The 23,431-nt window shown below is 70.5% G+C and carries 19 protein-coding genes; 7 read left to right on the forward strand and 12 right to left on the reverse strand.

All coding sequences use genetic code 11. From position 1 onward, the window contains the following. Window positions 1-274 precede the first annotated feature (274 nt). Both ACPEH2_RS00350 and ACPEH2_RS00355 read left to right on the forward strand, forming a co-directional pair. Window positions 275-2,095: an ABC transporter ATP-binding protein gene (locus ACPEH2_RS00350; RefSeq protein WP_253034754.1), complete on the forward strand. Its 1,821-nt coding sequence runs from the start codon at window positions 275-277 to the stop codon at window positions 2,093-2,095. Then, entirely contained in the window at window positions 2,092-3,903 is a 1,812-nt protein-coding gene (locus ACPEH2_RS00355; protein ID WP_359918213.1) for an ABC transporter ATP-binding protein, read from the forward strand. Before ACPEH2_RS00350 ends, ACPEH2_RS00355 begins: the two co-directional genes overlap by 4 nt. A gap of 170 nt (window positions 3,904-4,073) precedes the next feature. Here the strand turns inward: ACPEH2_RS00355 and ACPEH2_RS00360 are convergent, their stop codons facing one another. From ACPEH2_RS00360 to ACPEH2_RS00385, 6 genes are read right to left on the reverse strand one after another with little or no spacing between them, the layout of a single operon-like run. Beyond that, on the reverse strand, window positions 4,074-4,997 hold the full coding sequence (locus ACPEH2_RS00360) for an N-acetylglucosamine kinase (protein ID WP_217531603.1): 924 nt from the start codon (window positions 4,995-4,997) through the stop codon (window positions 4,074-4,076). Then, on the reverse strand, window positions 4,994-5,959 hold the full coding sequence (locus ACPEH2_RS00365; RefSeq protein ID WP_423718001.1) for a glycoside hydrolase family 113: 966 nt from the start codon (window positions 5,957-5,959) through the stop codon (window positions 4,994-4,996). Before ACPEH2_RS00365 ends, ACPEH2_RS00360 begins: the two co-directional genes overlap by 4 nt. Then, window positions 5,956-8,457 carry a glycoside hydrolase family 2 protein gene (locus ACPEH2_RS00370; RefSeq protein WP_359918211.1) on the reverse strand — a complete coding sequence of 834 codons (2,502 nt, stop codon included), beginning with the start codon at window positions 8,455-8,457 and terminating at the stop codon, window positions 5,956-5,958. The genes ACPEH2_RS00365 and ACPEH2_RS00370 overlap by 4 nt, the downstream gene beginning before the upstream one ends. Beyond that, window positions 8,454-9,350, reverse strand: a complete 897-nt coding sequence (locus ACPEH2_RS00375; RefSeq protein ID WP_217531605.1) for a carbohydrate ABC transporter permease — start codon at window positions 9,348-9,350, stop codon at window positions 8,454-8,456. The genes ACPEH2_RS00370 and ACPEH2_RS00375 overlap by 4 nt, the downstream gene beginning before the upstream one ends. Continuing rightward, window positions 9,347-10,345, reverse strand: coding sequence for a carbohydrate ABC transporter permease (locus ACPEH2_RS00380; RefSeq protein ID WP_359918209.1), 999 nt, complete (start codon window positions 10,343-10,345; stop codon window positions 9,347-9,349). The genes ACPEH2_RS00375 and ACPEH2_RS00380 overlap by 4 nt, the downstream gene beginning before the upstream one ends. 14 nt (window positions 10,346-10,359) lie before the next feature. Then, window positions 10,360-11,676, reverse strand: coding sequence for an ABC transporter substrate-binding protein (locus ACPEH2_RS00385; RefSeq protein WP_359918207.1), 1,317 nt, complete (start codon window positions 11,674-11,676; stop codon window positions 10,360-10,362). Window positions 11,677-11,948: 272 nt separating this feature from the next. Here ACPEH2_RS00385 and ACPEH2_RS00390 point away from each other — a divergent pair, with 272 nt between their 5' ends. Then, window positions 11,949-12,956, forward strand: coding sequence for a LacI family DNA-binding transcriptional regulator (locus ACPEH2_RS00390; protein WP_217531608.1), 1,008 nt, complete (start codon window positions 11,949-11,951; stop codon window positions 12,954-12,956). On the opposite strand, the gene ACPEH2_RS00395 is transcribed toward ACPEH2_RS00390, so the two are convergent. Continuing rightward, on the reverse strand, window positions 12,957-13,925 hold the full coding sequence (locus ACPEH2_RS00395; RefSeq protein WP_359918205.1) for an acetylxylan esterase: 969 nt from the start codon (window positions 13,923-13,925) through the stop codon (window positions 12,957-12,959). It lies immediately after the preceding gene. A 136-nt stretch (window positions 13,926-14,061) separates the two neighbouring features. Here ACPEH2_RS00395 and ACPEH2_RS00400 point away from each other — a divergent pair, with 136 nt between their 5' ends. Further along, the gene (locus ACPEH2_RS00400) at window positions 14,062-16,278 is read left to right on the forward strand and encodes an NADP-dependent isocitrate dehydrogenase (RefSeq protein WP_359918203.1); all 2,217 of its coding nucleotides are present in this window, start codon (window positions 14,062-14,064) and stop codon (window positions 16,276-16,278) included. 63 nt (window positions 16,279-16,341) lie between these two features. Here the strand turns inward: ACPEH2_RS00400 and ACPEH2_RS00405 are convergent, their stop codons facing one another. The 3 genes from ACPEH2_RS00405 to ACPEH2_RS00415 all read right to left on the reverse strand — a co-directional run bounded on the left by ACPEH2_RS00405 (window position 16,342) and on the right by ACPEH2_RS00415 (window position 18,829). Continuing rightward, complete coding sequence (locus ACPEH2_RS00405) at window positions 16,342-16,794, reverse strand: GNAT family N-acetyltransferase (RefSeq protein ID WP_217531611.1); 453 nt, start codon at window positions 16,792-16,794, stop codon at window positions 16,342-16,344. Window positions 16,795-16,861: 67 nt separating this feature from the next. Continuing rightward, a complete protein-coding gene (locus ACPEH2_RS00410) occupies window positions 16,862-18,286 on the reverse strand; it encodes a L,D-transpeptidase family protein (RefSeq protein ID WP_359918201.1) in 1,425 nt (474 codons plus the stop codon). Window positions 18,287-18,397: 111 nt separating this feature from the next. Beyond that, window positions 18,398-18,829 carry a hypothetical protein gene (locus ACPEH2_RS00415; RefSeq protein WP_359918200.1) on the reverse strand — a complete coding sequence of 144 codons (432 nt, stop codon included), beginning with the start codon at window positions 18,827-18,829 and terminating at the stop codon, window positions 18,398-18,400. A gap of 87 nt (window positions 18,830-18,916) precedes the next feature. Here ACPEH2_RS00415 and ACPEH2_RS00420 point away from each other — a divergent pair, with 87 nt between their 5' ends. Continuing rightward, window positions 18,917-19,039 carry a hypothetical protein gene (locus tag ACPEH2_RS00420; protein WP_311284369.1) on the forward strand — a complete coding sequence of 41 codons (123 nt, stop codon included), beginning with the start codon at window positions 18,917-18,919 and terminating at the stop codon, window positions 19,037-19,039. Here ACPEH2_RS00420 and ACPEH2_RS00425 read toward each other — a convergent pair. Then, on the reverse strand, window positions 19,030-20,346 hold the full coding sequence (locus tag ACPEH2_RS00425) for an FAD-binding oxidoreductase (RefSeq protein ID WP_423718301.1): 1,317 nt from the start codon (window positions 20,344-20,346) through the stop codon (window positions 19,030-19,032). The two genes, ACPEH2_RS00420 and ACPEH2_RS00425, sit on opposite strands and share 10 nt — an antisense overlap. A 47-nt stretch (window positions 20,347-20,393) precedes the next feature. Then, the gene (locus tag ACPEH2_RS00430; RefSeq protein WP_064001298.1) at window positions 20,394-20,792 is read right to left on the reverse strand and encodes a YrdB family protein; all 399 of its coding nucleotides are present in this window, start codon (window positions 20,790-20,792) and stop codon (window positions 20,394-20,396) included. A 106-nt stretch (window positions 20,793-20,898) separates the two neighbouring features. Here ACPEH2_RS00430 and ACPEH2_RS00435 point away from each other — a divergent pair, with 106 nt between their 5' ends. Continuing rightward, window positions 20,899-22,035 carry an ROK family transcriptional regulator gene (locus ACPEH2_RS00435; protein WP_359918196.1) on the forward strand — a complete coding sequence of 379 codons (1,137 nt, stop codon included), beginning with the start codon at window positions 20,899-20,901 and terminating at the stop codon, window positions 22,033-22,035. An 80-nt stretch (window positions 22,036-22,115) separates the two neighbouring features. Next, on the forward strand, window positions 22,116-23,378 hold the full coding sequence (locus ACPEH2_RS00440) for a sugar ABC transporter substrate-binding protein (RefSeq protein WP_423718002.1): 1,263 nt from the start codon (window positions 22,116-22,118) through the stop codon (window positions 23,376-23,378). The last annotated feature ends 53 nt before the right edge of the window (window positions 23,379-23,431 follow it).

A 23,431-nucleotide genomic window follows, 5' to 3' on the forward strand; every position in this document is an offset into this window, starting at 1 on the left:
AGGGATATCCTGGAGGGCTCCCGCACGATGCGGGCGCCTCGTCCGGCCCCATCAAGGAGGAAGCCATGTCCACGGAGATCGTCTACACGAAGTCCGCCGCCTTCCTCGTCGCCGGACGCCCCGTCCGTCGGGGATGACGACCGAGGTCTGACCTCGCGCGGAAGCTTCCCGCGCCTTTCATCGTTCTCCCTCGACGGGTCCCCGAGACCCCGATCGTCCGCGCCCCCGTGCGCTCCTCGCCGCTTCGGCATCCGCTCCTCACCTGTGCAGGATCATGACCTCCTCGACGCATCCCCGTCTGTCCACCGCCCGTTCCCTCGCCCGCCTGATCCCCTTCGCGAAGCCCGTGCTCCCGCGCCTGGGGCTCGGCGCCCTCAGCGCGCTCATCGCGAGTCTGCTGGGTCTCACCATCCCCCTCGTCCTCGAACAGATCGTCGGCACGAACGGCCCCATCGCCTCGGGCGACCCGTGGCTGATCGCCCTCGGCGCCGGCGCCGTGCTGCTGCTCGGCCTGCTCGAGGCGCTCATGGTGTGGGCGCGCCGCTGGTTCGTGCTCGCCCCGGCCACCGCCGTCGAGTACGAGCTGCGCACCGACTTCTACGCGCGCCTGCAGCGGCTGCCGGTCGCTTTCCACGACCGTTGGCAGTCCGGCCAACTGCTGAGCCGCATGATGCAGGACATCGGCCTCATCCGTCGATGGATGGCCTTCGGTGTCGTGCTGCTGGTCGTGAACATGATCACGATCGTCGTCGGCTCCGTCATCCTGTTCAGCTGGCACTGGCTGCTGGGCACGATCTTCGTCGTCGTCTCTGCACCGCTGTGGATCGCCGGCTACGTCTTCGAGAACCGCTACGGCATGCTCTCGCGGCAGAGCCAGGACCAGGCCGGCGACCTGGCGACCGCCGTCGAGGAGTCGGTCCACGGCATCCGTGTCCTCAAGGCCTTCGGCCGCGGCAGCCACGCCCTGCGCAAGTTCACGCGTCAGGCGGAGACGCTCCGCGAGACCGAGATCAGCAAGGCCAAGGCCGTCGGCTGGATCTGGTTCTGGCTGGTGCTGCTCCCCGACATCGCGTTCGCGCTGTGCCTGGGCGCGGGCATCTACCTCGTGTCGGTGGAGCAGATCGACACCGCGGCGCTCATCGCCTTCTTCGCGATGGCGACCATTCTGCGGTGGCCCGTCGAGTCCATCGGGTTCCTGTTCTCGTTCCTCGTCGACGCGCGCACCGCGACGGACCGCATCTTCGAGGTCTTCGACGAGCAGAACACGATCGTCGACCCCGAGAACCCCGTCTCGATCGCCGAACCCCGCGGCGAGCTGGTCTTCGAGGGGGCGCGGTTCCGGTATCAGGATGCCGCGGCCACCGAGCGAGACCTGCTCGACGGCATCGACCTGTCACTGCGGCCGGGCGAGACCATGGCGCTCGTCGGTCTCACCGGCTCGGGCAAGACGACGCTCACGACTCTGCCCGGACGCCTCTACGACGTCACCGGAGGCCGCGTGCTGCTCGACGGCGTCGACGTCCGTGACCTGGCGCTGACCGAGCTGCGCCGTCACGTGGGCATGGCCTTCGAGGACGCCACGCTGTTCTCGCAGACCGTGCGCGAGAACGTCCTCCTCGGTCGTGAGGACCTCGACCCGCACAGCCCCGAGGGCGAGCGCGTCCTGCGCGAAGCCCTGCAGGTCGCGCAGGCGGCGTTCGTCGACGACCTGCCCGACGGCGTCGACACCGTCATCGGCGAAGAGGGGCTGAGCCTCTCGGGCGGTCAGCGTCAGCGTCTCGCACTGGCCCGCGCCGTCGCCGCCCGCCCGGCCGTCCTCGTCCTCGACGACCCGCTGTCGGCTCTCGACGTCGACACCGAGGCGCTCGTCGAGGACGCCCTCCGCGTGGTGCTCGCCGAGACGACGGCCCTCGTGGTCGCCCACCGGCCGTCCACCGTCACGCTCGCCGACCGCGTCGCCCTCCTCGAAGAGGGGCGCATCACCGCCGTCGGCACGCACTCCGAGCTCCTGCGCACCAGCGAGCACTACCGGCACGTCATCTCGAGCCTCGAGGACGAGCAGGAACGTCAGCAGAAGAGGGAGGTGTCCCTGTGAGCACCGTCACGGGCACCAGCGGCGAAGACCGCTCCGATTACACCCGCGAGGAGAGCCGGCAGATCCGGCGACGCTCGCTGCGACTGCTCGGGTCGCTCGTCACGCCGCTGAAGATGCAGCTCGTCCTCGCGGGCATCGTGCTGGTCATCTCGACGATCCTCCGCGTCGCCGGCCCCGCCCTCGTCGGCTGGGGCATCGCGAACGCGCTGTCGGCCGTCCAGAAGGAAGCCGACTGGATGCCGACGATCGCCGTCGTCGCGGTGTTCCTGGTCACTGCGATCGGCGGTGCGGCCCTCATCGGCTGGTACGCCGTCGTGGTGGCCCGGCTGACGCAGGCCGTGATGCTCGACCTCCGCAAGCGGATCTTCCTGCACACGCAGAAGCTCAGCCTCGAGTTCCACGAGTCGTACACGTCCGGCCGCATCATCTCGCGTCAGACGAGCGACCTCGACACGATCCGCGAGCTGCTCGACGGCGGACTCAACGAGCTGGTCTCGGGCCTGCTGTACGGCGGGTTCACGCTCGTCGCGCTGATCCTGCTCGACTGGCAGTCCGGCCTCGTGCTCGCCTTCATGGGCATCCCGCTGTTCTTCCTCATGCGCTGGTTCTACCTGCGCTCGCAGGTCGTCTACCGGGAGTCTCGCGTCGTCAGTGCGAAGGTGATCGTCAAGTTCGTCGAGACGATGACCGGCATCCGCGCCGTCAAGGCCTTCCGGAAGGAGCCGGCCAACGACGGCGAGTTCGGTGGGCTCGCGAGCGACTATCGCGACATCAACATGCGCTCGATTCGCCTGTTCGGCACGTTCGAGCCCGCCATGATGGCGCTCGCCTCGTTCGCCCTGGCCGCCGTCGTGCTGTGGGGTGGTCTTCGCGTCGTCAGCGGCGCGCTGGAGCTCGGCTTCCTGCTGTCGGCGGTGCTCTACGTGCGCAACTTCTTCGCCCCCATGCAGGAGGTCGCGTTCTTCCTGAACTCGTACCAGTCCGCCACGGCCGCGCTCGAGAAGGTGTCGGGTGTGCTCGAGGAGGACCCGACGGTCCCCGACCCCACGAAGCCGGTCGACCTGCGCCAGGCGACCGGCCACCTGCGCTTCGAGGACGTGACGTTCGGGTACTCCGAGTCGAAGACGATCCTGCCGCACTTCCAGCTCGACATCCCGGCCGGGCAGACGATCGCCCTCGTCGGCACGACGGGCGCCGGCAAGTCGACGCTCGCCAAGCTCGTCGCGCGGTTCTACGACCCGACGAAGGGGGCCGTGACCCTCGACGGCGTCGACCTGCGGGAGCTGCACCCGAAGGACCTGCGCCGCGCGATCGTCATGGTCACGCAGGAGGCATACCTGTTCAGCGGGACGGTCGCCGACAACATCGCCCTCGGCAAGCCCGACGCGACGATGGACGAGATCCGTGCGGCGGCCCGCGCGGTCGGTGCGGACGCCTTCATCGAGAAGCTGCCCGACGGGTACGACACCGACGTGAACAAGCGCGGTGGCCGCGTCTCGGCCGGTCAGCGTCAGCTGATCTCGTTCGCGCGCGCGTTCCTTGCCGACCCCGCGGTGCTGATCCTCGACGAGGCCACGGCGTCGCTCGACATCCCGAGCGAACGCCAGATCCAGGAGGCCCTGGGCACCCTGCTCGCCGACCGCACGGCGATCATCATCGCGCACCGTCTGTCGACGGTCGCGATCGCCGACCGCGTGCTCGTCATGGAGCACGGCCGGATCATCGAGGACGACACCCCCGACGCCCTCATCGCCGGCACCGGCAAGTTCGCGCAGCTGCACCGCGCCTGGCGCGAATCGCTCGTCTGAGCCGGCGCTGAGCCCCTGACGGATGCCGGGGCCCGAAGTCGGGGCCCCGGCATCCGTCGTTCGTGGTCTGCCGTTCGTGCCGGATGCAGGTTCAGGCGGCCGTCACCGCGCGCAGCCTGCGGTCGGAGTCTTCTGAACCTGCACTCGGCACGCCGGACGCCGGCCGCGGGTCAGATCGCGCCGGCGCGGTGGACGGCCGCACCCAGGGGGTGGACCGTCGTGATCTCGGCCAGGGCGAGGGCGCCGTCGATCCCGACGCCCTGCGGGGCGACGAGCCGCAGCCCCGCGCCCTCGCCGAGCGCGGCCTCGAAGGCGTCGTGCAGCGTCCGCGAGGCGAACACCCCGCCGATCGCGCAGACGTCGAACACCGGCTCGTCGGTGCGCACGCGGCGGACGGCGGTCCGAGCGGACCACGCGAGCTGCTGCGCGGCACGGTGCGAGATCTCCCGCGCGACGGCGTCGCCCGCATCCGCCGCCCGCGCGACGTTCCGCGCGAGCGACGCGACCACCCGCACGCGATCGTGATCGGCCTGCAGGGCCATGTACGCCTGCGAGAGGTCGGGCCACCGGGCGAGGGCGTCGTCGGTCAGCAGCGTCGCCGGTCCGCGGCCGTCGTATGCGCGCATGACGGCGTCGAGCGCCTCTCGACCGATCCAGTAGCCGCTTCCGGCGTCGCCCATGATCCAGCCCCACCCGTCGACACGGGCCGTGTCGGTCGCGCCGACGGCCAGGGTGACCACTCCCGTTCCGGCCGCGACGACGGCGCCGTGCCGGTCGCCGAGCGCACCGAGGAACGACGTCGTCGAGTCGTGCGCGAGCATCGTGGCCCGCACGCCGTCGGCGTGGACGAGCGAGAGCAGCGCGTCGGCATCCGCGTCTCGGTCGGTGAGTCCCGAGATCCCCGCCGCGACGACGTCGGGTTCGGTGCCCGTGCGCTGGAGGGTCTCGTGGACGACGCGCGCCAGCTGGGGCAGGAGCGGTCCGCCGGTGTGGATGCCGCGGAACGCGAGGTCCTCCCGACGGGAGCCGTCGTCGACCCGCACCTTGATGTCGCTCTGGCCGGCGTCGATGGCCAGCACGCGGCGCGCGCTCATCGTCCTCCTCCTGTGGCAGCCGTCGTCAGCGCACGATAGTGCGAGCGCAGGAACTCACCCGCCGGCTTCCCGTATGGACAGTAGTCGTCGTTGTCCTCCGCCGCGTCGGGCGCGTAGAGCTCCGCCGGCCAGTCCCAGAGGAAGAAGCCCGACACCCACTCCCGCTCGCCGCACGCGTCGAACATCGCGCGGTAGTAGTCGAGCTGCGCCTGGCCCGACGGAGCGCCCTCGAGAGCCCAGTCGTTCGGCCTCATCGGGGAGTTCTCCCGCGACGGGCAGCCCGCCTCGAGGAACACGAAGGGCGTGCCGGATGCCGCGACCACCGCCTCGATCCGGTCGAGGTTCTCCTGCCACGCGTCGATCGGGTAGTAGCCGCTGGACGAGATGACGTCGACCGCGTCCCACCAGCCGATCCGGTCCTCCTGATACTTGTCGCAGTTGTACGTGATCAGTCCGGAGTACACCTCCCGCACCGCTCGGATGAGCTCGCGCCAGTGGGCCTCCTGCCCGTCGGCGCGCACCATCTCGCAGCCGACGCAGAGCATCGCGCAGCCCTCGGCCTGCGCGATGCGGGCGGCGTCGAGGATGAACGCCCGGTAGGACGCGAACCACTCGGTCCAGCTCGGTTCGCCGGGGACGTCCCAGTCGAAGAAGCCGATGAAGGCGCGCCAGGTCCCGTCGGCGACGTTGACGACCGGCTTCAGGCACACCTTCATCCCACGCTCGTGCGCGGCGCGGATCGCGTGCGCGATCTCGTCCTCGGTCACCGTCGGCTCGTCGCGGAACGGGATGTCGGTCGAGAACGCGGTCGCCTGCTCGGCGGCGTACGCCAGCGCCGTCCAGGTGACGCCGTGGTCGGCCATCGCGTCGAGGGATGCCGCTGCGGCGGGGGTCGACCACGTTCCGCGGACGCCCGTCCATCCCCACGTCATGCCGCAGACGGGCCCCTCGAGGGCGGTCATCCGGTCACCAGCTGGTTGGCGGAGCGGAGCACGCGCGGATCGGCGAGGGCGGCGGCATCGAGTGCGATGCCGGCGTCGTGGTGCACGACGATGCGCCCGGTCTCGCCGGGGAGCAGCGTGAGCAGGCCGTCGGCCGGCTGCGCGGAGGTGTGCACCTTGTCGGCGAGCAGCGAGACGTCGCGGGCGAACCGCTCCGCCGTGATGCTCACCTCCGTGCCGCCCTCGACCGGGCGCGTCGCCACAGCCAGGCCAGGGTCGCCGAGCGTCGAGTCGCGCGGCTCGGCGAAGTACCAGACCCCGCGCGCGGAGTCGGCGTCGACGACGAGCGCTTCGGCGGCGGCATCCGTCGGCGTAGTCAGGTCGGTGTCGATCGTCACGGCGAGCGTCCCCCGGGCCTCGACGGTGACGTCCACCGCGCCGTCGGCGAGCACGTCGCCACCGAACGAGACGCGTCGGGTGCGCAGCGGAACGGTCCACGTCTCATCGGTGTCGTTGCCGAGGACGGCGACGAGCCGGCCGTCCCGCGGCTGCACCGTCACGACGCGCGGGGCGAAGGCGTTCTTCAGCGCGTGGAACAGCGGCTTGACCCGCTCGGCTCCGTCGATCGCCGCCCACGAGGTGACCGGCCAGCAGTCGTTGAGCTGCCACACGACGGCGCCCATCGTGTGCGGCGCCCACGAGCGGAAGTGGTCGAGCGCGGCGCCGACGGCGAGGGCCTGGTTCAGCTGCATGGCCCAGTGCCACGTCTCCATGTCCGCCGGCATCCGGAAGTGGGGGAGCAGCCCGTTCGTGAGCTTCGTGTTCCCCTCCATCGCCTTCTGGTGCACGATCATGCCCGGCGATTCCGGGGTGAGCGGACTGTCGTCGACCGAGTCGACGAGCGTCGTCCACGCCGGCGGTGCCTGCCAGCCGAACTCGGCCACGAAGCGCGGCGTGTGCTCGCGGTAGGTCGACCAGTCGCGGCGGTTCCACTGCTCCCACAGGTGCATGCTGCCGTGCTTCTCGTCGTTGGGGTGCGGTCCGGTCTGACGGCCGGATGCGGCATCCCATCCCGTCTCCGGACTGAACGGGCTGCCGGGGGCGTACGGCACGTGAGGGGCGAGTTCGGCGATGATCGCCGGGAACAGCTCGTAGTAGTACGTCGCGCCCCAGCTCTTGCCGTCGAGGCTCAGCTTCCAGCCCCAGTCCTCGAAGCCCCACAGGTTCTCGTTGTTTCCGACGAGTTGGGCGAGCGAGGCGTGCGACGCCAGACGCACGACGTTCTCGCGCGCCTCGGCCTCGATCTCGGAGCGCAGGGGCTCCTCCTCGGGATAGGCGGCGCAGGCGAACAGGAAGTCCTGCCAGACGAGCAGTCCGAGTTCGTCGGCGAGGTCGTAGAAGTCGTCGGACTCGTAGAGGCCGCCGCCCCACACGCGGATGAGGTTCACGTTCGCGTCGATCGCCTGGCGCAGTCGGCGCTCGTAGCGGTCCCGATCGATGCGCACGGGGAGTGCGTCGTCGGGGATCCAGTTGACGCCTTTCACGAAGATCGGCCGGTCGTTGACGACGAGCGTGTAGGGGGTGCCCGCGGCATCCGGTTCGGTGTCCCAGTGGACCGTACGGAACCCGACCCGTCGGGTGGTCGCGTCCAGCGTCCGACCCGCCGCGTGGAGGACGACCTCGACCGTGTAGAGCGGCTGCTCGCCGTGACCGACCGGCCACCAGCGTCGGACGGCCGAGAGGTTCACCTCGACGCGGCCCGTCTCGTCGACGACCGCGGCGCTCGCGGTCGCCTCGCCGTCCAGGCCGGGACCGCGGACGATCGCGTGCACCTCCAGGTTCGAGCCGGCGGCATCCGTCCGCTCGACGTCGACGTCGACGGTGACCCGTCCGCCGTCGCCCACCGGTGTCGCGACGACGCGCGTCCGCGACAGGCGCGCGGTGGACCACGACTCGAGGTGCACCGGCTTCCAGATGCCGCTCGTGTAGGTGGCGATGCCCCAGTCCCAGCCGAAGCTGCAGGCGGACTTGCGGATCGCCTCATAGGGCAGCGGGTAGGGGCGCGGGCGGGCACCGAGGTCGAGGCTGGCCTGATTCGCGTAGGGCACGGGCGCGCGGAAGGCGACCTCGAGCTCGTTGTCGCCGTCCTGCAGGTGCGCGGCGACGTCGTAGCGGTACGACCGGTGCTGGTTGGCGACATCGCCGACGGCGCGGCCGTTCAGGCGGATCGTCGCGACCGTGTCGAGGCCGTCGAAGACGAGGTCGTGGCGTTCGCTGCCGTCGGGGGTCCAGGCGAACGTGGTGCGGTAAGTCCAGTCCACGAGACCGATCCAGGCCAGCAGCGACTCGTTGTCCCCGTGGAACGGGTCGGGGATGCGCTCCTCGGCGAGCAGGTCGACGTGGATGCTGCCGGGCACGACCGCGTCGACGTCGACACCTGCGAGGGCGTCGGGGACGGGCCCTGCGGCGGCGCGGACGGTCCACCCGTCGTGGAGGGGGCGGCGGGAGAGGTGGGTCACTTGACGGCTCCTGAGGTGAGGCCCTGATAGATCCAACGCTGCAGGAGCAGGAAGGCGATGAGCGTCGGGATGATCACGACGAGCGTCCCGGCGGCGATCACCTCCCACTGCGCGCCGAAGGGCCCTTTGAATCGGAAGAGGGACGTGGAGATCATGCCCTCGGAGGGCAGGTAGAGGAAGGGGGCGTAGAACTCGTTGTACACGGCGATGCCCTTGATGATGACGACCGTCGCGATCGCGGGACGCAGCAACGGCAGCACCACACGCCAGTAGATGGTCCATCGGTTCGCCCCGTCGATCATGGCGGCTTCGTCGAGCGAGATCGGGATGGACTGCATGAACTGGATGAACAGGTAGATCGCGATGATGTCCGTGCCCATGAACAGCAGGATGAGCGCGGCCTTCGTGTCGTAGAGCCCGAGTCCGTTGACGAGCTGGAAGGTCGCGACCTGGCTCGTGACCCCCGGGATGAGGGTCGCGAGCAGGAAGAGTCCCATGACGACCTTCTTGCCGCGGAACTGGAAGCGGTCGAGGGCGTAGGCGGCCATTGTGCCGAGCGCGATCGTGCCGACGAGCGACACGGCGAGCACGATCGTCGTGTTGACGAAGCCCTCGAGCATCTTGCCGCTCGTGAACGCGGTCACGAAGTTGTCGACGTTGAACCAGTTCGAGGGCGGGTCGAAGGGGCCCGTGCTCGCATACTCGCTCGAGCTCTTCATCGCCGCGAACAGCAGCACCGACAGCGGCAGCAGCGTCACGATCGCCGCGATCACGAGGCTCGTGTACTTCGCCGCCGTCGCGCTCAGGCTGCCGAGGCGCTGCAGCGGCGTCCGCGCGGACCGGCGCCGGGGGAGCGCCGTCGGCTTCGTGGGCGGCATCAGGGTCGCGGTCACGTCAGGTCCACCTTCTCGTCGGGGAACACGCGTCGTTGGATCACCGTGACGACCAGGACGATCACCAGCAGGACGACGGCCATCGCCGAGGCCAGGCCCACCTGCCGGAACGAGAACGCGGTCTGCAGGGTCTGGATGACGAACGTCGCGGATCCGTTGGCGCCGCCGGTCATGATGAAGGGCACCTCGAACACCGACAGGCTGCCGGCGATGGCGAGGATGAATGACAGGCCGATGATGCGACGGATGCCGGGGGCGATGATCGACCAGAACTGCTGCCACTTGTTGGCACCGTCGAGCTCCGCGGCTTCGTACAGCTCGCGCGGGATCGACTGGATCGCGCCGAGGAACAGAACGAAGTTGAGGCCGGTGTAGCGCCAGACCGAGGTGCCCGCCAGCGACCAGTTGACGACGTCCGGGTCGCCGAGCCACTGCGGCGGGTCGGCGAGGCCGAACCAGCCGAGGACGGTGTCGAGGGTGCCGCCGGGCTGGAAGAGGTAGAGGAAGACGAACCCGATGGCGACGCCGTTGATCAGGTACGGGAAGAACAGGATGCCGCGGAAGAGGTTCGAGAACCGCGTCGAGAAGCTGAGGATCGTCGCGAAGTAGAGGGCGATCCCCATCTGCAGGAACGACGCCGCGAAGTAGTACAGACTCACCCAGAAGACGCTGAAGATGCGTGGGTCGGTGAAGACCTGGACGTAGTTGTCGAGCCCGACGAGGTTCTTCTCGAGGTCGATGCCGTCCCAGTCGGTGACGGAGTAGTAGAAGAGGTTCAGCGCGGGCCAGTACGTGAACAGCAGCAGGAGGCCGACGGCCCCCGAGAGGAAGAGCCAGGGCGTCAGCCGCTGGACGATCCCGCGTCCCGCCCCGCGCGACCCGGCGCCGGGTGCGCCGGTCCCGCGGCGCGAGCCGCGAAGCCGGCGCACCCGGGCGGGTGCGGACAGGACCGCAGGGGCGTCCGCGGGAGCGGAGCCGGGAGTTGCGATCGCCATCGTGGATGCCTCTCTCAGCCGAGCTTCTCGACCGATGCGCCCCAGCGCTCGTTGAGTTCGGCGAAGTAGCTCTCCTTGTCGCCGTCGGCGGCGCCGCGGGCGATGTCGATGAGCTTCTGGCGGTAGAGGGGCCCGTAGAGGTCGATCTGCGAGTCGTCGGCGACGGCGTTGATGAGGCCCTCCTTGCCGGCGGGGGCGGGGTTGATCTCCATGAGCTCCACGCCGGAGTCCTCGAACCCGGCGAGGTTCTCGGGGAGCGGCTTGTCGAGCACGGGCGAGATCATGCCCTGCGCCTCGGTGTAGCCCGAGTCGGCCGCGACCCACTGGATCCACGCCCACGCGGCGGCCTTCGCCTTGGAGTGCTTGCTCACGGCGAGGTTGTAGTCGCCGCCGATGACGGCGTACTGCGTTCCGTCGACGTTGACGGGGAAGGCCATGTAGCCGATGTCGTCGGCGGAGCCGCCGTTCGCCTCGGCGGCTGCCTGCATCTGCGAGATGGCCCACGAGCCGAGCGGCATCGTGGCGATCTTGCCCGTGCCGAGGTCGACCTTGGACTGCTCCCAGTTGGTGGTCAGCGGGTCCTCCTCGGTGAGGCCGGCGGCGACGGTGTCGTACAGGAACGAGTCGACCGCGTAGGCGTCGGTGCCCTCGGTCCAGGGCGCCGGGTCCTCGGCCATCGTGATGGGCGCGTCCGGGTCGTGCGTGATCGCGCCGAGGTTGCCGAACGCCTGCGTCAGCGGCCAGCCGTCCTTGTAGTTGGTGTACATCGGGATCGCATCGGTCCCGTCCTTCACCTTCTGGAGGGTCTCGAGCCAGCTCGCCTCGTCGGTGGGCAGCTCGGTGATGCCGGCCTCCTCGAAGACCTTCTTGTTGTAGACGATGCCGTTGGCGTTGCCGCCGAAGGCGATGCCGTACTGCGTGCCGTCGTAGCTGGCGGCCGGGAGGAAGCGGTAGGTGTCCTCGAACGAGGACGTGTCGCCGAGCGGTTCGAGGAACTGCTCGTACTGGTCGGGTTTGATCGCCGGGATGCCGATGACGTCGCCGTAGTTGGTGGTCGACATGCGGGTGAGCATCTCCCCGGCGTAGTCCGTGATCCCTTCGAAGGTCACGTTCACGTCGGGGTAGGTCTTCTGGAACTCCTTGGCGTATTTGTCGAAGGTGCCGTCCTCGACCAGGTCGGTGCGCCAGGTGACGACCTTGATGTCGCCGGCCACCTCGCCGTCGATCGTGTTGTCGCCAGCGGATTGCGCTCCGCCGCCGGCGCAGCCGGCGAGGGCGATGCCGGCGACGGTGAACGTCGCGATCGCGACGCCGATCCGTGTACGTGCCATGTGTGCGTCTCCTGTCAGGTTCGTCTTCGAAACCACTCGGGTGCGGGTCGGCAACGGCGCCGACGCGGCTCACGTTAGCTCTCGGAGCTACGGCTCACAAGACATGAATGTCAGCGCTGTCTGAAGCTGTCCTGCTACGGGAATGCGATGTCGATTTGGCTCTGATCCGGTATTTATCAACCCGCATGACGACCCATTCGCGGGTTGATGTCGCAGAAATGTCTATCGTCGTCATTTCGGTCGGACTGGTAGTCTGGCGCGGAGGAGGCACGATGACGGTGCAGCAACGGGCCACGCTGGACGATGTCGCACGTCTGGCCGGCGTCAGTTCGAAGACGGTCTCGCGCGTGTTCGCCCAACGCGAGCTCGTCGCCCCCCAGACGGTCGAACGCGTGCTCGCCTCGGCGAAACGGCTGCGGTTCCGGCCCAACAGCCTCGCGCAGGGGCTCCGTCGAGGCGGGAGCCGTACGGTCGGCTTCATCATCGGCGAGCTGAGCAACCCGTTCTACTACAAGGTCGCCGCGGGCATCGAGAAGGAGCTCTCCGCCCACGGGTTCAGCCTCGTCGTCGCCACCACGGACGACACCGAGGAAGGGGAGGGCCGCGTGGCCGACGCGTTGCTGGCGCAGCGGGTCGGAGCGCTCCTGCTCATCCCGGTCGGCGAGGACCAGTCCTACCTCGAGGGCGAACGCCAACTGGGAACCCCGGTGATCGCGATCGACCGCCCGGCGCGCAACCTCGCGGCCGACTCGATCGTCCTCGACAACCGCGTCGCCGTCCTCGAGGCGACCCGGCGGCTGACGGCGCGCGGTCACCGTCGCATCGCCTACGTCTGCAACCCGGCGTCCGTCTGGACGCAGTCCGAGCGGCTCGCGGGCTACCGGCAGGCGATGTCGGAGATCGGCGTCGACTCGGCCCGATGGGAGATGCTGGGCGACGACCTCACGATCCCGCCGCTCGATCTCGTCCAGCGTCTCTGGCGGGAGGATGCGGCCCCCACCGCGATCATCGCCGGGAACAACCGGGTGACGGTCGGCGCACTCCGCGCCCTGCGAGCGCGCGGCGACGAGCAGACGGCACTGATCGGCTTCGACGACTTCGACACGGCCGACGTCCTCGGTGTCTCGGTGATCTCCTACGACCCGCTCGAACTCGGCAGACGCGCGGCGACGCTCGCGATGGAGCGGATCGGGGACCCCTCTGGCTTCGTGCGCCAGATCACGCTGCCCACGTGGATCATCGAGCGAGGAACGGGCGAGCGCCCGCCCGCGGACGACTGATCAGATCCGCGCCGCGAGGAACTCGGCCTGCCGCAGCCACTGGTGCGCCTGACCGCCCTCGTGCTCGTTGAAGGGGAACACCTCGATCTCCTTGTCCGCCCCCGCCCATGCGTTGAACGCGGCGAACACCGTCGACGGCGGGCAGATCGGATCGAGGAGCGCGACGGAGAAGAGGGATGCCGCATCCGCCCGGGCGGCGAAGCTCACCCCGTCGAAGTACGCCAGGGTCTCGAAGACCCGCTCCTCGGCACCGCGGTGGACGGCGAGGTACCGCGCGACCTCCTCGTACGGGTCGCGCCCGGTCATGCCCACGGCGCGCTCGAAGTGGCAGAGGAACGGCACGTCGGGCATGGCGGCGACGAGCCCGTCGCTCAGCGCGGCCGCGGCGATCGCGATGCCGCCGCCCTGGCTGCCCCCGGTCACGGCGACGCGGGCGGCATCCACCTCGGGAAGGGTGTGCACCGCGTCGATCGCCCGCACGGCGTCGGTGAACACGCGCCGGTAGTAGTAGGTCTCGGGGTCGTCGATGCCCCGCGTCATGAAGCCGGGGAAGGCGGGGCCCGAGCCGTGCGGATCGGGCGTCGCGCCGCCCGCCCCCCACGCGCTGCCCTGGCCGCGCGTGTCCATGAAGAAGTGCGCGTACCCGGATGCCGCCCACCCGAGCCGCTCGACGGGGAGCCCGCGTCCGCCGCCGTAGCCGTTGAACTCGACGACGGCGGGCAGCGCCCCGTCACGGTGCGCGGGCAGGAGCAGCCAGCCCTTGACCGGGTCGCCCGCGAACCCGGGGAACGTGACGTCGAACGCCTCGATGCCGCGCAGCGGCGTCGTCACGGGCGTAACGACGGGCGCCCCGCCCGCCTCGCGAGCACCCGCGATCGTGGTCGCCCAGAAGGCGTCGAAGTCCGCGGGGACGCGGACCTCGGGACGGTAGTCGCGGAGGTCGGACAGAGGCAGATCGAAGCGCGGCACGCGCTCACCCTAGCGGTCATCCGGCCGCGCACGCAGGTGTCTTCCGCGCCCGCCGAGATATCTCGACATCGAGAGAAACGGGGGCGGTGCGATACGCTGAGACCGATCCGCGACGCCCTTTTCTTGGAGACGACACGTGCCCGATTCCACCATCATCTACACCTACACCGACGAGGCTCCCGCGCTGGCGACGGCGTCCTTCCTGCCGATCGTCGAAGCGTTCGCCGGAAAGGCGGGCGTCGGCATCGAGACGCGCGACATCTCGCTCGCGGGCCGCATCCTCGCCGCCTTCCCCCAGAACCTCACCCCCGAGCAGCAGGTCGGCGACGCGCTCGCCGAGCTCGGCGGTCTCGCGACGCTCCCCGAGGCCAACATCATCAAGCTGCCGAACATCTCGGCATCCATCCCGCAGTTGAAGGCGGCCATCGCGGAGCTCCAGTCCCAGGGCTACGACATCCCGGACTACCCGGACGAGCCCAAGGATGTCGCCGAGAAGGACGTCCGCGCCCGCTACGACCGCATCAAGGGCTCCGCGGTGAACCCGGTCCTGCGCGAGGGCAACAGCGACCGCCGCGCGCCGCTGTCGGTCAAGAACTACGCGCGCAAGCACCCGCACCGCAACAAGGCGTTCGCGGAGGGGTCGAAGACGCGCGTCGCGACGCTCGGTCACGACGACTTCAAGTCCAACGAGATCTCGACGGTCATCGAGAACGACGACGTCCTCACGATCCGTTTCACGGGGGAGGACGGCTCCGTCACCGAGCTGAAGTCGGGTCTGAAGGTCCTGCCCGGTGAGGTCGTCGACGCGACGTTCCTCTCGGCGAAGGCCCTCGACGCCTTCCTCGCCGACACGATCGCCCAGGCGGCGGCCGACGACGTGCTGTACTCCGTGCACCTGAAGGCCACGATGATGAAGGTCAGCGACCCGATCATCTTCGGCCACGTCGTGCGCGCGTTCTTCGCCGACGTCTTCTCGCGCTTCGGTGACACGCTCGCGGCTGCCGGACTCACCCCGAACGACGGCCTCGGCGCGATCCTCGCCGGTCTCGGTGGCGTCGAGGGCGGCGACGAGATCCGCGCGGCATTCGAGGCGGCCATCGCCGACGGCCCGCGCCTGTCGTACGTCAACTCCGACAAGGGCATCACGAACCTGCACGTCCCCTCCGACGTGATCGTGGATGCCTCGATGCCGGCGCTCATCCGCAACGGCGGCAAGCTGTGGGGCGCCGACGGCGGCGAGGACGACACCATCGCCGTCATCCCCGACTCCTCGTACGCCGGCGTCTACCAGGCGACGATCGACGACGTCATCGCCAACGGTCCGCTCGACCCGGCCACGATCGGCTCCGTGCCGAACGTCGGCCTCATGGCGCAGGCCGCCGAAGAGTACGGCTCGCACGACAAGACGTTCGAGATCGCCGCGGTCGGCACCGTCGAGGTCATCAACGCGGCGGGCGAGGTCCTCCTCTCCCACGCCGTCCAGCCCGGTGACATCTGGCGCGCGACGCAGACCAAGGACGTCGCCATCCGCGACTGGGTGAAGCTCGCCGTCACCCGTGCGCGTGCGACGGGTGCGCCCGCCGTCTTCTGGCTCGACGAGAACCGCGCCCACGACGCGAACCTCATCGCGAAGGTGAAGACCTACCTCGCCGAGCACGACACCGACGGTCTCACGATCGAGATCCTCGCCCCCGCCGACGCGACCCGCTACTCGCTCGAGCGCATCCGCCGCGGCAAGGACACCATCTCGGTCACCGGCAACGTCCTGCGCGACTACCTCACCGACCTCTTCCCGATCCTCGAGGTCGGCACGAGCGCCAAGATGCTCTCGATCGTCCCGCTGCTGGCCGGCGGCGGACTGTTCGAGACCGGCGCGGGCGGCTCCGCCCCCAAGCACGTGCAGCAGCTCGTCGCGGAGAACTACCTGCGGTGGGACTCGCTCGGCGAGTTCTTCGCGCTGGCGGCATCCTTCGAGCACCTCGCCGACTACACCGGCAACCCGCACGCGAAGGTCCTCGCCGACACGCTCGACGCCGCGACCGGGACCTTCCTCGAAGAGGACAAGTCGCCGGGCCGTGCCCTCGGCACGATCGACAACCGCGGCAGCCACTACTACCTCGCGACCTACTGGGCGCAGGAGCTGGCGCGTCAGACCGTCGACGCCGAGCTCGCCGCGGCGTTCGCCCCGGTCGCCGAGGCGCTGACCGCCGGCGAGGAGACCATCGTCGCCGAGCTGGTCGCCGTGCAGGGCTCGCCCGCCGAGATCGGCGGCTACTACCGTCCCGACCCGGCGCTGGTGGAGAAGGTCATGCGGCCCTCCGCGACGCTGAACGGCATCATCGACGGACTCTGATCCGCACAAACGGATGCCCCGGCCGCGAGTGCGGGCCGGGGCATCCGTGCGTTCGGGGGAGCGTCAGAGCCGGATCTGCGCGACGACCTCGCCGTACTCGGTCTCGTCGACGGGGGTGAAGCCGACGCGGCGGAAGAACGCGTCGGGCCCGCCCTCTCCGGCCTCGTAGATGACGTTCACGTGATCGAACCCGCGCGCGCGGGCCTCGTTCATGAGCTGCTCGACGGCGTAGCGCCCGACGCCGCGACCCTGGTCGTCGGCATCCACGTTGATCCGCCACAGCACCGAGCGGAAGTGCTCGTGCGGGGCGTCGGCGTCGAAGCCGGCGCTCACGAAGCCGACCACCTCGTCACCGTCGAGGATCACACGCTGCCACGAAGTGGCGGGGTCGACCACCGTTGCGGCGATCGCGTAGCTCTCGGGCGCGATGAAGCGTTCCTGGCCCGGCTTGAGCGAGAGGGTGTTCACGGCGACGATCGTCGACGCCGACAGTTCTTCCACGCGGAGGTCAGCCATGAGCACAGGCTAACCGTGATCGCAGCCCGTCGCACGGGGACGACGGATGCGGGTCGTCAGATGACGCTCAGGAGTGGATCCAGACGTCGCCGCCGTCGGGCATCCAGTCGTAGAGCTTCTTCGCGAGGGCGGGCGGCATGTTCACGCAGCCGGCGCTCATCTGGTTGCCGAAGTTGTTGTGCCAGTAGGCGCCATGGAAGGCCTGGTTGCCGTTGAAGTACATCACCCACGGCACGTCGGGCTGCGTGTACTTCGTCCCGGTGTCGCGGGAGGTGCCGGTCATGTCCTGCAGGGGCGTGCGCCAGCCGATGGAGTAGTGGCCCGTGAAGGTCACCGCGCCGTCGCGACCGCTCGAGATGAGCCAGGTGTCGACGACCTTGCCGTTCTCCTTCAGGTACAGGCGCTGCTCGCCCAGGTCGACCTCGGCCAGACGCACCGTGCTCACGGTCTCCCGCGGCGTGACGTCGACCGGCAGCGCATACGACGCATCGCCCGTCGCGAGCTGGTCGGCGAAATCACGCGCGACGCCGGACGTGTCGCCCAGCACGCGCCCGTCCTGGCCTTCGACGATTGTGGTCAGGACCTCACCGGCCTCGTTCGCGAGCACCTGGGCCGTGACCGGGTCCTGGTTGACGACCTCGGGGAGCTTGTCGACGGCGAGCTGGATCGCGGCGGCGTCGGCGGTGATCGTGAAGGCGCCGGAGGCGTCGGTCTCGACGGTCAGCCACGAGGCGAGCTCCGCGGCGGAGACGGGAACCGCACGGTCGTCGCCCGCGTAGAAACCGGCCTCGGCGATCATGCCGTTGAGGCGCTCGACGGCGGACTCGGCGGCGGCGGTCGTCACGGTGGCGGGGACGGCTTCGGGAGTCGCGTCGACCGTCGCCGTGGAGGCGCCCGACGCGAGAGCGGATCCGAGGGCGTCGCTGACGGCGGCGAGCGAGATGCCCGTGCCGTCGACGGCGGGCGTGCTGACGTAGGCGCCGTCCTGGAAGGACACCGCGGCGGGAGTGGGATCCACGTACGCCTCGGGGAGCGCGGCGCGCAGCGTCGTCGCGGCGCGCTCGGCGTTCAGGGTGACCGTCGGCGTGCCGTACTCGGCGAACCATGCCGAGACGTTCCAGAGGGGGCTGCCCGCGAAGGCCTCGTCGGCGAGGGCGGATGCGTCGACGGTCGCGCCGAGGTCGGCGGCGGACACCGTCGGGCCGCCGTCGCCCAGGGAGACCTGGATCGAGGAGAGCCGGGACGAGATGGAGTCGGCGGCCATGCCCACCGTCTGCCCGCCGACGGGGACGCCGGCGGCGGTCGTGCCGGGAGCGATCAGTACGAGGGAGCAGACCGTCGCGGCCGCCACGACCGCGGCGGCGGGCAGACCGATCTTCAGCCAGAGGCGACGGGGGCGCGGCGCGGGCTCGGCGGGAGCCCAGCGCACGTCGAGGTGCTCGCCCGAGGCGGGCGTGTCGCCGGTGTCCTGGCGTGTGATGATCTCCGACATCGGTCTCCCCCGAGCTGCGGCCCGGCGTTCCGGACGCCACGGGGATCCGGGGTCTCGTCGTCGGGCGAATGTCGCTTCAGGAAATGGTACGTGACGAGGGCGGATCACCGATCATCCGCTGCACAGATCGTGATACTCGGCGAGGCCGGTGCGGATGCGATCGGTGGCGTCGGCGAGACCCGTCGCGCCGGCGATGTCGCCCTTCGAGGCCGCGGCAGTCGCCTCGGCGAGGACGTCGAACCCCGCCCGCAGATCGGCCGCGACGGCCTCGACGCGTGCGTTGCCGATCGACGTCACCGCGGCGGCGAGGTCGTCGCGCACCTCGGCGGTCGCCTGCGCCGCGGCGGCCGGGTCGGCGGCATCCGCCTCGGTGAACGCCGTCATCGCCTGCTCGACCGAGTCGGCGAGGGTCGCGCACGCGGCGGCGACGCTCTGGCCGTCCGCCTCGGGATGCGACGACGACGTGCACGCGGTGCCGCCCAGCGCGACGAGGCCGGCCACGACCAGCGCACCGGTCGTGCGGACGGAGCGGGTTGCGGGCACAGCGGACCTCCTCGAGGACGGGACCGTTCGAGACTGCCACGATCGCCCTGAGGGAACGGTGGACCGGGGGCGGGCGGACCCGTCGGGGTGCTGCCCGCGACCATCCCGGGTGTCGTCGGCATCGTCTCCATGGTGCTGGCGGTGACGACGAGTCCCGCCGCGCCGCGCGAGACGACCGCGGCGGCCGGCGCGACCGCGCGTCACGGCTGAGCGGCGAACACCTTGCCCGGATTGAGGATGCCGGCCGGATCGAACACGGCCTTGATGCCGCGCTGCAACGCCCACTGATCGTCGCCGATCTCGTCGGCGAGCCACCGGCTCTTGAGGACGCCGATCCCGTGCTCCCCGGTGAGGGTGCCCCCGAGGGCGAGCGCGGCGCGGAAGAGCGCGTCGGCGGCCTGCCAGACGCGCTCGGGGACCTCGTCGCCGTCGAAGATGAAGTTGGGGTGCAGATTGCCGTCGCCGGCGTGGCAGACGGTCGGGATCGTGAGGCCGAACTCCGCCTCGATGCGCGCGATCTCGTCGAACATCGCCGGAAGGGCGCTGCGCGGCACCGACACGTCTTCGATGAGCGCCGTCCCGAGGCTCTCCATCGCGGGGTGCATCGCCCGGCGCACCGCCCACAGCTGCGCCGCTTCGGCGTCGTCGGTGGCCAGGCGCACCGCGCCGCCCGCGGCGGTGAGGATCTCGGTGATCTCCGCCTGATCCGCGGCGGCGGCGACGCCGTCGGTCTGGACCGTGAGCTGCGTCGCACCCGGTGTGGGGCTCGGCAGCCCGAGCAGCGCGTGCGCGGCCGCCAGGCTCACGGCATCCATCAGCTCCATGATCGCGGGCTGCACCCCGGCGGCGGTCACGGCGGCAGCACCCGCGGCGGCGGCGCGCACATCGGCGAACTGCGCGGTCAGGGTGCGGGACTGCCCCGGCACGAGCCGTCGGAGCTTGAGCGTCGCACCCACGACGACCCCGAGCGTGCCCTCCGAGCCGATCATCAGCGCGGTCAGGTCGTAGCCGGTCACACCCTTCACGCTGCGGTGGCCGGTCGAGATGAGGCGCCCGTCGGCGAGGACCACGTCGAGCGCGAGCACCGCGTCGCGGACGACGCCGTACTTCGCGCAGAGCAGTCCGCCCGCCCCCGTGGCGATGTTCCCGCCGACCGTGGAGATCTCGCGACTGGCGGGGTCGGGCGCCCACCACAGGCCGTGGGGAGCGAGGGCGCGGCCGAGATCCGCATTGAGGATGCCGGGTTCGACGACGGCGAGGAGGTCGTCGGGCCGCACCTCGAGGATGCGGTCCATGCCGCGCAGCGACAGGGCGATCTCGCCCGAGCCGGTGTTCGCGCCGCCGGCGAGGCCCGTGCCGGCGCCGCGGGTGACGACCGGCGTGCCCGTGGCGGATGCGATCCGCATCGTGGTCTGCACGTCCGCGACGGATGCCGCCCGCACGAGCGCGAGCGGTCGTCCCGACGCGCGGTGTCCCGACTTGTCGGCGCGGGCGTCTTCGAGGGCGGCCTCGCTCATGTCGACGCGCTCGCCGAGCGCGTCGCGGAGGCGGTCGACGACGTCGGTCACGACAGCCGTCGACGACCCGCCAGGACGCCGACGACGACGGCGACGAGCGCGAAGCCCAGGCCGATCCAGGCCTGACCGGCGCTCCACCACGCGATCGTCGCCGACAGGTAGATGAGCAGTTCGACGAGCCCGCGCACGAACGGGTGGACCCGGACCACGGCGCGCGGTGAGGCGAACAGGCCCCAGACGATGAGGGTGGCGAGCGGGGTGGCGATGCCGAGGACGACGTTCCACGGAGCATCCCACGCCGTGAAACCCCAGATGGCGAGCGACACGACGGCGAACATCGCGCACAGGAAGCTGAGGAGGTCGAGTCCGGAGAGACGTGCCGGGGCGGTCGCGGCGGGGGCGGGCTCCGCGGGTCGTTCGGGCCGGACGTGGGGGAGCTCGGACATGGTTCGATCCTACGCGGGCGGGGAAGTGTAACGAGTTTGTTAAGACTGCTCGCAAACAGGGTCGGGCATCTTGTGGCAGCCCTATTCGTAAGGTCTACTAACAAACATGTCGACCCCGACGCGACCCGCCCCCGCGACCCGCAGCCGCCGCACCGCCGGCAAGATCCTGCCCGAGCACGCCCGCGCCCACAACCGCGCGCTCGTGCTCCAGGCGCTCTTCACGCAGGGCGCCATGAGCCGCGCCGACCTCGCCCGCGAGACCGGCCTCACCCGCGTCACGATCTCGGACCTCGTCGCCGGCCTCATCGACGACGGCTACGTGATCGAGCAGGGGGTGCGCGAGGCATCCGGTCCCGGAAAACCGGCGATCCTCGTCGACATCGACCGCGACGGCCACCGCATCGCCGGGCTCGACCTGTCGGGCAGCGAGCAGTTCGCGGGCGCCGTGCTCACCCTCGACGGCGAGATCGTCGCCCGGCACGCCGTCGACGTACCCGCCGATCGCAGCGACGTCTTCGCCGCGATCGTCCGCCTCGCGCGCGACGTCATCGCCGACGCGCACGCGCCGGTGCTCGGCCTCGGCGTCGGCACGCCCGGTGTCGTCGACGACCGCGGCGTCGTGCTCGCGGCGCCCGGATTCGGGTGGACGGACGTCGATCTCGCCGGGCAGCTGGAGGCCGAGCTCGGTCTCCCCGTCCTCGTCGCCAACGACGCGAACGCGGCCGTCCTCGCCGAGCACACGTTCGGGGGAGCGGGCGACGACGTCATCCTCGTCCGGGTCGGCCGCGGTGTCGGTGCGGGGCTCCTCACCGGCGGCGAGCCGCTTGCCGGCGCCCGCTTCGCCGCGGGCGAGATCGGCCACGTGACGGTCGGGACCGACGGCGGCCCCGCGTGCGCCTGCGGCAAGATCGGATGCCTCGAGGCCTGGCTCGCGGTCCCCGCCCTCACCGAGCGGCTCGCCGCCGCGGACGACCCGCAGGGGGTGCTCCGCGACGCCGGCGAGCGCCTCGGCATCGCCCTCGCGCCGATCGTCGGCGCCCTCGATCTGTCGGAGATCGCCCTCTCCGGCCCCGCCGACCTGCTCGGCGGCACCCTCGCCGAGGCTGCCGCCGAGACGGTACGCACCCGGACCCTCGCCACGTTCCACGACGGGCTCCAGGTGCGCATGTCGACCCACAGCGAGCACATCGTCCTGCGCGGTGCGGCCGTCATGGTCCTGTCCGGCCGTCTCGGCGTGTCCTGACCCCCGCATCACCCGCATCACCCGCATCTCCCGCGACGATCCGCCCGGGTCGCCGCATCCCACACAGTGAAGGAACCGCTATGAAGAAGACCCTCGGAGCACTGTCGCTCCTCGGCGCGTCGGCCCTCGTCCTGTCCGGCTGCGCCGGCGCCTCGACCCCCGCGGGAGGAAGCGCCGAGACCGGCGACCTGACCGTCTGGCTCGTCGGCACCGACACCCCCCAGGACGCGCGCGACTACCTCGAGAAGACCTTCGAGGAGCAGAACGACGGGTGGACCCTCACGATCGAGGAGAAGACCTGGGCCGACACCGCCGAAGGGTACGTCGCCGCGCTGTCGTCCAACGATGCACCCGACATCGTCGAGGTCGGCAACACCCAGGCGCCCGGCTTCATCGCGCAGGGCCTGTTCGCCGACCTCTCCGGCACCCAGGACGACCTCGGCGGCGACGACATGCTGCAGAGCTTCGTCGACCTCGGATCGGAGGACGGCACGCTCTACGCGGCGCCCTACTACGCCGGGTCGCGCGTCGTGTTCTACTCGCCGTCGACCTTCTCGGGCGAGATCCCCACCACCCTCGAGGACTACGTGAAGGACGGGATCGCGGCCACCACCGCCACGAAGTCCGGCATCTACGCTCCGGGCAAGGACTGGTACAACGCCCTGCCCTACATCTGGGCGAACGGCGGCGAGATCGCCACTCTCGACGGCGACACCTGGGTCGGCGGCTTCTCGAGCGAAGGTGGCGTCGCCGGCCTGACCATGCTGCAGGACGTCTACGAGAACGCGACCATCGCTCCCGCCGACGCCGACGAGGCCGACCCGCAGGTGCCCTTCTGCGCCGACGAGATCGGGTTCCTCTCCGCGCCCGCATGGGTGAAGTGGTCGATCCTCGCGCCGGCGGACGCCGAAGCGCCGGGCTGCCCCGACGGCGCCGGCAAGGACCTCGCCGCCTTCGCCCTGCCGGGCATGAGCGCGGGCGAGGTCGCCCCCGTCTTCGCCGGCGGCTCGAACGTCGCCATCGCGGCGAAGTCCGACGCGCAGGAGAAGGCCCAGGCGGCGCTCGAGATCATCCTCTCCGAGGGCTACCAGAAGATCCTCGCCGAGAACGGCCTCATCCCCGCGCGCACCTCGTTCGCGCAGTACCTGCCCGACGACGCCATCACCGCCGAGGCAGCGAAGGCCGCGGCATCCTCCAAGGCCGTCCCGGCCAGCCCGAAGTGGGCCGAGGTCGAATCCGCGGGCGTCATCAAGGACGCGCTCGTGAAGATCGCCCAGGGCGGCGACGTCACGCAGATCGCGACCGAGCTCGACGGCCAGATCGAGTCGATCCTCAACTCGTGACCCCCGGTGCAGGGGGCGGCGACGCCCCCTGCACCCTTTTCCGGAGGATGCCG

Source organism: Microbacterium sp. NPDC064942 (genome assembly GCF_049545525.1).
GTDB classification, from domain to species: domain Bacteria; phylum Actinomycetota; class Actinomycetes; order Actinomycetales; family Microbacteriaceae; genus Microbacterium; species Microbacterium gawkjiense.

What these genes read in the sequence shown, in the direction of transcription:
- ACPEH2_RS00435 (WP_359918196.1), top strand. Translation starts at nt 20,899, where the DNA reads ATGTCGACCCCGACGCGACCCGCCCCCGCGACCCGCAGCCGCCGCACC.
- ACPEH2_RS00430 (WP_064001298.1), bottom strand. Translation starts at nt 20,792, where the DNA reads ATGTCCGAGCTCCCCCACGTCCGGCCCGAACGACCCGCGGAGCCCGCC.
- ACPEH2_RS00410 (WP_359918201.1), bottom strand. Translation starts at nt 18,286, where the DNA reads ATGTCGGAGATCATCACACGCCAGGACACCGGCGACACGCCCGCCTCG.
- ACPEH2_RS00360 (WP_217531603.1), bottom strand. Translation starts at nt 4,997, where the DNA reads ATGAGCGCGCGCCGCGTGCTGGCCATCGACGCCGGCCAGAGCGACATC.
- ACPEH2_RS00425 (WP_423718301.1), bottom strand. Translation starts at nt 20,346, where the DNA reads ATGAGCGAGGCCGCCCTCGAAGACGCCCGCGCCGACAAGTCGGGACAC.
- ACPEH2_RS00380 (WP_359918209.1), bottom strand. Translation starts at nt 10,345, where the DNA reads ATGGCGATCGCAACTCCCGGCTCCGCTCCCGCGGACGCCCCTGCGGTC.
- ACPEH2_RS00350 (WP_253034754.1), top strand. Translation starts at nt 275, where the DNA reads ATGACCTCCTCGACGCATCCCCGTCTGTCCACCGCCCGTTCCCTCGCC.
- ACPEH2_RS00405 (WP_217531611.1), bottom strand. Translation starts at nt 16,794, where the DNA reads ATGGCTGACCTCCGCGTGGAAGAACTGTCGGCGTCGACGATCGTCGCC.
- ACPEH2_RS00385 (WP_359918207.1), bottom strand. Translation starts at nt 11,676, where the DNA reads ATGGCACGTACACGGATCGGCGTCGCGATCGCGACGTTCACCGTCGCC.
- ACPEH2_RS00390 (WP_217531608.1), top strand. Translation starts at nt 11,949, where the DNA reads ATGACGGTGCAGCAACGGGCCACGCTGGACGATGTCGCACGTCTGGCC.
- ACPEH2_RS00440 (WP_423718002.1), top strand. Translation starts at nt 22,116, where the DNA reads ATGAAGAAGACCCTCGGAGCACTGTCGCTCCTCGGCGCGTCGGCCCTC.
- ACPEH2_RS00365 (WP_423718001.1), bottom strand. Translation starts at nt 5,959, where the DNA reads ATGACCGCCCTCGAGGGGCCCGTCTGCGGCATGACGTGGGGATGGACG.